Below are 7,213 nucleotides of genomic sequence, written 5' to 3'. Positions count from 1 at the left end.
CAACCAATGTTCGCGAGCAGGCTCGCTCCCACCAGAGTTGCGCGATGTTAGATGGATTGATTTAACCGAAAGGCCCGTTTCCGTGAATTTTTTTTACCGAGCTCTGACCCACCCCCACGCTGCCATCTGCGCCCTGGCCGGATACGTGCTCCTGGTGCCACTGGGCCTGCGCCTCCTGCTCGGCTGGTCCGACCCGCTGGGCTATCTGTCGGACATGGCCATCGGCACTTTGTTGATCGTGCTCTTGCATCAACGCCCCTGGTGGCTGGCATTGCCGGTTTTGCTGGCCTGGTGTGCGCTGACCCTGGCCAGTGTCGAATTGGTCAATGCCGTCGGAAGGATGCCCACGCCCGCGGATATCCAGTACCTGGTCGATCCGCAATTCGTCGAGAATTCCACCAGCGGTGGCTTCGCGCATCCTTGGCTCGCCGCGATCATGCTGGCGGCCCTGACGCTCTGGCTGGCCAGCCGATGGGCCAATCGGAGCCGCCAGGCACCTCCCTTGCCCCGCCACGCCTGGGCGATCCCCATGGTGTTTTTCCTGGCCCACGGCACGGCGCAAACCTGGCGGCCCAGCGAGGCAGACCAGTGGAATCTGTTCAACCTGCCTCATCAGTTGATGACGGCCGGCATCGCCGCCGGCCAGGAGCACTTCGAACAATGGCTCGCAGGTGATACGCCGGACCCGGCGTCACCGATGCAAGGGCTTACCCGGCTCGATCTGGATGGGCAGAAACTGCTCACCGAGCCGGGTAGCGCGCGCAATGTGCTGATCATCGCCCTGGAGGGTATTCCCGGTGCCTATCTGGAAACCAACCGCCAAGCGCTGAAAAGCAGTTATCAGGAAAACCTGATGCCACGCCTCAGCACCTGGGCCGAGCGCGGCATGAACACCCCCGACTACGTGCTGCACAGCCACCAGACCATCCGTGGCCTGTACGCAATGCTCTGCGGTGACTACGACAAGCTCGACGACGGCACGCCCAAGGGCGTCGAAATGCTCAACCAGCGCCAACGCAACCAGGCCTGCCTGCCGGCCCAATTGCGCAAGCACGGCTTCTCGACTCATTTCCTGCAGGGTGCCGGCCTGCGGTTCATGGCCAAGGACCGGATCATGCCGCATATCGGCTTCGACACGACCCTGGGCATGGAGTGGTTCACCCGACCGGCCTACCTCGAGTTTCCCTGGGGCAAGGACGACAAGACCTTTTTCGAAGGCGCGCTGGACTACGTCGGACAACTGCAACAGGCAGACAAACCCTGGATGCTCACCCTGCTGACCGTGGGCACGCATCAGCCGTACTCGGCGCCAGATGACTACCTGGAGCGCTACGACACCGCCAAACAGGCCGCCGTCGGTTATCTGGACGACGCGCTGGACAGCTTCCTGACGAGCCTGGAACACCAGGGCATCCTGGAAAATACCCTGGTGGTCATCACCTCGGACGAATCCCATGGCATCGACGATGTGCGCCTGGCATCGTCCTGGGGCTTCAACCTGACGCTGGCGCCGGAGCCCTTGCCGCGAATCAAGCAAGGCGTCCATGGCCATGTCGACCTGAGCGCATCGATCCTCGATTACTTCGGGTTCGCGGTGCCCACGTCTTTATCCGGCCGCTCCCTGTTCAGGGACTATGCGACGGGCCGGGAAATCATGTCGTTCACCAACGGCAAGCTGCGCTACCACGATGGCAAGGGCACCTTTACCGAATGCGATTTCCAGCAGCGCTGCCGGTATTACGCCAGCGCAGGCTTCATCGCCGACCGCGCCACGTACCAGGGACAATACAGCGGCCAACGCGCAAGGCTGATCAGCGCCCGGGCTACCGCCCTGGACCAGACGCTGCTGAGTTCATCGGTGAACCAGCATTATCAGTTCGGCAGCGCGGAGAAAATCACCCTTCCCGCCCAGGTCTCCAACGACTGGACCGACAACCTGATCGGCGCCCAATACCTGGAAATGCCCAAGGGCACGCGCACCCGTGTCAGCCTGACGATTCGCGCCGTGGAAAACCATCACGCCGCCTACATTTCCCTCAAGGCCAAGGAGTTCGAGCAGGACGTGACAATGGACTTGCCCACCGACGTGACGGTAACCGCCGATCAACCGCTGGTGATGGACATCCATTTCGACAACCCGCAACCGCGCAAGGCGTTTTCCTTCCACTTGCTCGGCCATGGCACGGGCGCGATCGAAATCAGCGACTTCAGTGTCGTCACCGAACTGCTGGAACAGACGGACCAGCCGGAGTACCTGGACGATATGCAGGACGACAGCGAGGCCCAGTCCAGCTGAACAGCAACGGGCAAACGTGGCGCTTGTGGATAAATCGACGCCTGTCGCGGGCGATTCGGCGCCGCGCGGGCCAACCGGATCAATCCAGCAACCGATGCAATTTGGCGTACTGCAGCAACATGATGGTCTTGCCGTCGCAGATCTCGCCGGTTTCGATCATGCCCAAGGCTTGATCGAGAGGCATTTCCAGCACCTCGATTTCCTCGCCCTCGGCCTCAAGCCCGCCACCTTCGTGCTGCTTGTCCTCGTCGGAATACTCACCGACGAAAAAATGCACACGTTCGGTCACCGACCCTGGGCTCATGAACGCCTCGAACACCTTGCGCACGTCCCGCACGATATAGCCGGTTTCCTCCTGGGTTTCCTTGCGGATACAGGTGTGCGGATCGTCGTTGTCCAACAGGCCGGCGCAGGTTTCGATCAACAGGCCGTCGTGCCCGTTGACGAACGCCGGGAAACGGAATTGCCGGGTCAGCACTACGGTTTGCTTGGCCTTGCTGTAAAGCAGGATGGTCGCACCGTTGCCACGGTCATAGGTTTCGCGCGTCAGCTCGCGCCATTGGCCGTTGCGGCCGAGGTAATCGTAGGTAGTCTTGCGCAGGATGTACCAGTTGTCCGAGAGGACTTCGACATTCTTGATGCATACACGGTCTTGCGTGCTGATTGGCTGTGTCATTGACCCACTCCGTTCGGGACCAGAAAACTCACTTCGATACCCGGCTCATTCAACGTGATGCCGGGACGCGTGGCAATGCGCGTTTATGAGCCGTTTTCTGGTAAGCGCGTTCAATAATTTCCCGGGCCTTGGGAGACACCGCATCACCCATCAGGTACGCATCGATTTCCTCGTAGCTGCATCCGTATGCCACTTCATCCAACTTGCCGGGTGCCAGGTCTTCCAGATCGGCGGTCGGTGCCTTGCGCACCAGGTAACCGGGGGCACCCATCGCGTCGGCCAACAATCGCACCTGGGTTTTGGTCAACCCGGACAGCGGTGCCAGATCGCAGGCACCGTCGCCGAACTTGGTGAAAAATCCCATCACCGCCTCTGCCCCATGATCGGTGCCAACCACCAGCCCGTTGCTGAGATTGGCAATGGCATATTGGGCCAGCATCCGTGCCCGGGCCTTGGCATTGCCCTTGGCGAAGTCGATGAGTTCGCCCGAAGGCTGCAAGCCGTCGACAGCGATATGCGCCATCAGTCCGTCAACACAAGCAGCGATGTTGCTGGTGGTGATCGAGTCCGGCCGGATGAAGTCCAGGGACGCTTGGGCGTCTCGCTCGTCCGCCTGGGCCTTGTACGGCAACCGGACCGCAATAAACCGCGCCGTGTAGTCATCATCGCGCAATTGCTCCACCGCCAACTGGCAAAGACGGCCGGCTGTGAGGGAGTCGACGCCGCCGCTGATTCCCAGCACCAGAGACTTGCAACCCGACTCACGCAGCACCTGCTTTATAAACTCGACGCGGCGAGCAATCTCGGCGGCTTCGCCGCCCTGTTGCAGTTGACGGTCGATGCCCAGCTCCCGGGCAATGCTCTCTTGCTGAAGCGAAGTCATATCAGGCTCCCATCTGTGGATTGACCAGGGCGACATTGAACACTTGAGCGGCGTAGCGCAAAAATGAGGCGTCTTCACAAACGTTCTTGATCGGATCGTCGGAAAACTTGACGACCGGCTCGCCATGCACCCGCACCAGTTTCATGACGATGCTCAGCGGTTCGACGCCGTCGACGTCGCAGGCCAGGCTGGTGCCCATGCCGAAGCCGAATTTCGCCTTGCCGCGAACATGGCGCAGGATCGGCAGGCATTTTTCGAAATTGAGGCCATCGGAGAACATCAGGTCCTTGGTGCGCGCATCGACGCCCAGCTCCTGATAACGCCCCAGCACCTTGTCAGCCCAGACGATCGGGTCACCGGAGTCCTGCCGCAGACCGTCATAGAGCTTGGCAAAGTACAGGTCGAAATCCTTGAGGAAGAAATCCGTACTGATGCAGTCCGTCAGCGCGATACCGAGCCGGCCGCGATACTCGTGCACCCAGTTCTCCAATGCCGCGTTCTGGCTTTCACGCAACCGGCCAAGTTGCTGGTGCACCATCAGCCATTGGTGCGCCATTGTGCCGATCAGGGGGAGATCGAATTCGTACGCCAGGTGAGCGTTACTGGTACCGACAAAGACCCCGGGGAAATCGCTGCGCATGACATTCACTACTTCACGCTGGGCCCTGAATGACAGCCGCCGGCGGGTGGAGAAGTCCGAAACACGAAACTCGGCGAGTTCTTCACGACTGGCATTTTTCTCCAGCCATTCAAACTTCTGGTACAGCTTGCGAGTCACGTCGGCCAACTCGACTTCCGGGTACTTCTCACGATTGCGCAGCTCGCTGACCATCGCCAATACCGGTTGTTCGAACATGATGCAGTGCAGCATCGGCCCACGGACGCGAATGTGCAGTTGGCCGTCGACTTCCGAAACGTGGATGTAGCGCAGGTTGAAGCGAAACAGCCCGAGAAACTGTTCAAAATCCGGTGTCAGGTATTCACGGAAACGCTTGTTGAACAGAAACCGCTGCTCCCCTTCGCGTAGTTGCAACCCGGCGAGCTTCTCCAGTTCGACACGAATGTCTGGAATCAAGTGAGCGAGCCGCTCCTTGGAGCGCACGATGAACTGGTATTCCACCTCGACATTCGGGTGCTGGTGCAACACCGCCTGCATCATGGTGAAGGTGTAGTAGTCGGTGTCCAGAAGACTCTGGATAGTGCCGCTGCTTGAATCGAATGCGCTGTCCATGGCTTTTCCTTATGCGTTTGCCGAGCGGATGGTTTCTTCACGAGTGGCGGTAACCGCGACGCCCGCTTGCTGGAGCGCTTGAATGGCTTGGTTGGCCCCCGTTTCACTGATGGCCCGGCAGGCCGGGAGGTGGACGATTACCTTGAAGCCAGCGGCGGCCAGTTGCAGAGCGGTGGTCTTGACGCAGAAATCCAGCGCCAACCCGCCGACAATCACCTGCTCCACTTCCAGACCTTTCAGGTACTCGATCACGCCAGTGGAGAGCTTGCCGTTCAAGTCGTGGTAGCAGGCGCCATAGGGGTGCAGATCCGGCTCGACGCCCTTCCAGACGAAATAGTCGTAATCGTATGGGGCCGGCAGTTGATCCAGCAGGGCGAAACCTTCGGTGCCGGGAACGCAGTGGCTGACCCAAGTGATATCGGCGTGCTCGAGCCCGGTCGGCACGAACATCTGCGAATGATCGGAGACCACCCACGGAGCCAGGGGCGAATGGGCATCCTTGCTGCCGATGCGAAGGCTGGCCAGGGACGCGATGAAATTCAGCTCTCCGGCAATCTCATCACCGCCCGGCACCGGAAGCTCATCAGGGCACAGCGGCGTAAAGCTCCTTTGCGCATCGACATCGAAGGAAGCTGTTTTCCGGGTCAGGCTGTTCATGCTGGGTTTCTCCTCTTCAATGGTCACGAGAGTACACATGATGTACTTTCATGACAAGCCCTTCTCGAAAGATAATTTTTATCAGGTTGGTTTCTCTGTCGATCAGCTATTGAAAGCCAATCAGGTTTACATGAATGATTTTTACGATAAAGTACATGTCGCGTACCAAAGAGGATGAACCATGTTCGAAATAGCCGTTTATGGTGGTGCTTTCAACCCACCTCATGCCGGTCACGCCCAGGTGATGATCGAGGCCTCGAACCGGGCCAGGCGCGTGTTGGTCGCCCCTAGCTTCCGACATCCCTACGGCAAACAGATGGTCGACTATGACGTTCGCCTGAACTGGCTGGAATCCATCGTCGAACACGTCCAGCCCCTGTGCTACGCCGAAGTGCGCGCAAGCCGGGTTGAGCAGGTCGTGGCCCGTGGCGTTGAAGGCGCCATCTACAGCTACACCCTGCTCGCCCACCTCGCCGACAGCCTGGCCCTGGATGGCAAGCGGATCGCGTTGGTGGTGGGCGAGGATGTCGCGGATTTGCTGCCGACTTTCTATCGCGGCCAGGAACTGCTTGAGCGTTTTTCCATTCTTCGCGTAAGCGAAAAAATTCACGTGCGCAGCACGGTGGTGCGCGAACGACTGGCCTCGGGCAAGCCGCTGCCCAGCCACTGGATAGCTCCCGGCATGAACCCGTTAAACTATGACCTTTACGCTAACCACGGAAATCGACATGCCCACTAGCACAGCCCCCGCGCGCGGTTATCTGCACACCATCGACCTCTGCGTGCTGCGCTTCTGCCGGGAGACCCAGGCGCTGGAAATTCTCCTGAACCGACGGGAAGCCGAACCGTTCGCCGGCCATTGGGCATTGCCCGGGATCGTGGTCAATGGGGATGTCGAAGACCTCACGCTGAACGACGCGGTGGAGCGCCTGCGCAATTCAAACAAGGTCGGCATGCCGCTGGCCTGGATCGAACAGGTCGGGACCGTCGGCGACGCGTTCCGCGACCCACGCTGCTGGTCATCCTCGACGTTCTACCTGGCAATTGCCAACGAGGCGGTTCAGCTCGCCGGGCATCAGGGATTTTTTCCCCTCAAGGACGTCGCTGATGCCTCCATTAAACTTCCTTTCGATCACAACAGCCTGGTGGCGGCGGTCCAGGAGCGGTTGTTGTCCAAAGCTCTCTACAGCAGCCTGCCGCTGATGTTCCTGGGCCCGGAATTCAGCGCGCCGGAAGCGGTGGATATTTTCTCCGTGGTGCTCGGTCGTCCGGTGCTCAAGACCAGCATGCGCCAGCGTCTGCTGAAGATGACCGAGGCCGGTTACCTGCAGGAAACCGGCCGCAAAAAAGCCGGCGACGGCGGCCGCCCGCAACGCACGGTGGAAAATCTCAAACCGGCCAGCGTTTATCTTTTTGATCGGTGTTTTCTGGAGTGACTTGTGCGTACGCCCAGCACAACTTCCTGATGCA

General features: G+C 59.8%; 7 protein-coding genes. 3 read left to right on the top strand and 4 right to left on the bottom strand.

Annotated elements, in window-relative coordinates; genetic code table 11:
* The first annotated feature begins 82 nt into the window (after positions 1 to 82).
* A complete protein-coding gene (locus ACE04F_RS09955; protein WP_486106287.1) occupies positions 83 to 2,296 on the top strand; it encodes an LTA synthase family protein in 2,214 nt (737 codons plus the stop codon).
* 79 nt (positions 2,297 to 2,375) lie between these two features.
* Here the strand turns inward: ACE04F_RS09955 and nudK are convergent, their stop codons facing one another.
* From nudK to ACE04F_RS09935, 4 genes are read right to left on the bottom strand one after another with little or no spacing between them, the layout of a single operon-like run.
* Positions 2,376 to 2,972 (bottom strand): GDP-mannose pyrophosphatase NudK, encoded by a 597-nt coding sequence (gene nudK, locus ACE04F_RS09950; protein ID WP_486106285.1) that lies wholly within the window; start codon positions 2,970 to 2,972, stop codon positions 2,376 to 2,378.
* 49 nt (positions 2,973 to 3,021) lie between these two features.
* Positions 3,022 to 3,855: an ammonia-dependent NAD(+) synthetase gene (nadE, locus tag ACE04F_RS09945; protein WP_486106283.1), complete on the bottom strand. Its 834-nt coding sequence runs from the start codon at positions 3,853 to 3,855 to the stop codon at positions 3,022 to 3,024.
* Between the two features lies 1 nt (position 3,856).
* On the bottom strand, positions 3,857 to 5,086 hold the full coding sequence (pncB, locus tag ACE04F_RS09940; RefSeq protein WP_434654497.1) for a nicotinate phosphoribosyltransferase: 1,230 nt from the start codon (positions 5,084 to 5,086) through the stop codon (positions 3,857 to 3,859).
* A 9-nt stretch (positions 5,087 to 5,095) separates the two neighbouring features.
* On the bottom strand, positions 5,096 to 5,743 hold the full coding sequence (locus tag ACE04F_RS09935) for a nicotinamidase (RefSeq protein WP_486106280.1): 648 nt from the start codon (positions 5,741 to 5,743) through the stop codon (positions 5,096 to 5,098).
* Positions 5,744 to 5,924: 181 nt separating this feature from the next.
* Between ACE04F_RS09935 and ACE04F_RS09930 the strand changes: the two genes are divergently transcribed.
* Positions 5,925 to 6,482 carry an adenylyltransferase/cytidyltransferase family protein gene (locus tag ACE04F_RS09930; protein WP_486106278.1) on the top strand — a complete coding sequence of 186 codons (558 nt, stop codon included), beginning with the start codon at positions 5,925 to 5,927 and terminating at the stop codon, positions 6,480 to 6,482.
* The gene (locus ACE04F_RS09925; RefSeq protein ID WP_486106276.1) at positions 6,472 to 7,179 is read left to right on the top strand and encodes an NUDIX hydrolase; all 708 of its coding nucleotides are present in this window, start codon (positions 6,472 to 6,474) and stop codon (positions 7,177 to 7,179) included. The genes ACE04F_RS09930 and ACE04F_RS09925 overlap by 11 nt, the downstream gene beginning before the upstream one ends.
* The last annotated feature ends 34 nt before the right edge of the window (positions 7,180 to 7,213 follow it).

The organism is Pseudomonas sp. AGC41 (genome assembly GCF_057334555.1).
The sequence above is the reverse complement of the archived record's forward strand: the minus strand, read 5'-3'. Positions and strand labels throughout refer to the sequence as shown.

Bases quoted from the DNA above. Each gene is read 5' to 3' on its own strand.
- pncB (WP_434654497.1), bottom strand. From the start codon at position 5,086: ATGGACAGCGCATTCGATTCAAGCAGCGGCACTATCCAGAGTCTTCTG.
- nudK (WP_486106285.1), bottom strand. From the start codon at position 2,972: ATGACACAGCCAATCAGCACGCAAGACCGTGTATGCATCAAGAATGTC.
- ACE04F_RS09925 (WP_486106276.1), top strand. From the start codon at position 6,472: ATGCCCACTAGCACAGCCCCCGCGCGCGGTTATCTGCACACCATCGAC.
- ACE04F_RS09935 (WP_486106280.1), bottom strand. From the start codon at position 5,743: ATGAACAGCCTGACCCGGAAAACAGCTTCCTTCGATGTCGATGCGCAA.
- ACE04F_RS09930 (WP_486106278.1), top strand. From the start codon at position 5,925: ATGTTCGAAATAGCCGTTTATGGTGGTGCTTTCAACCCACCTCATGCC.
- nadE (WP_486106283.1), bottom strand. From the start codon at position 3,855: ATGACTTCGCTTCAGCAAGAGAGCATTGCCCGGGAGCTGGGCATCGAC.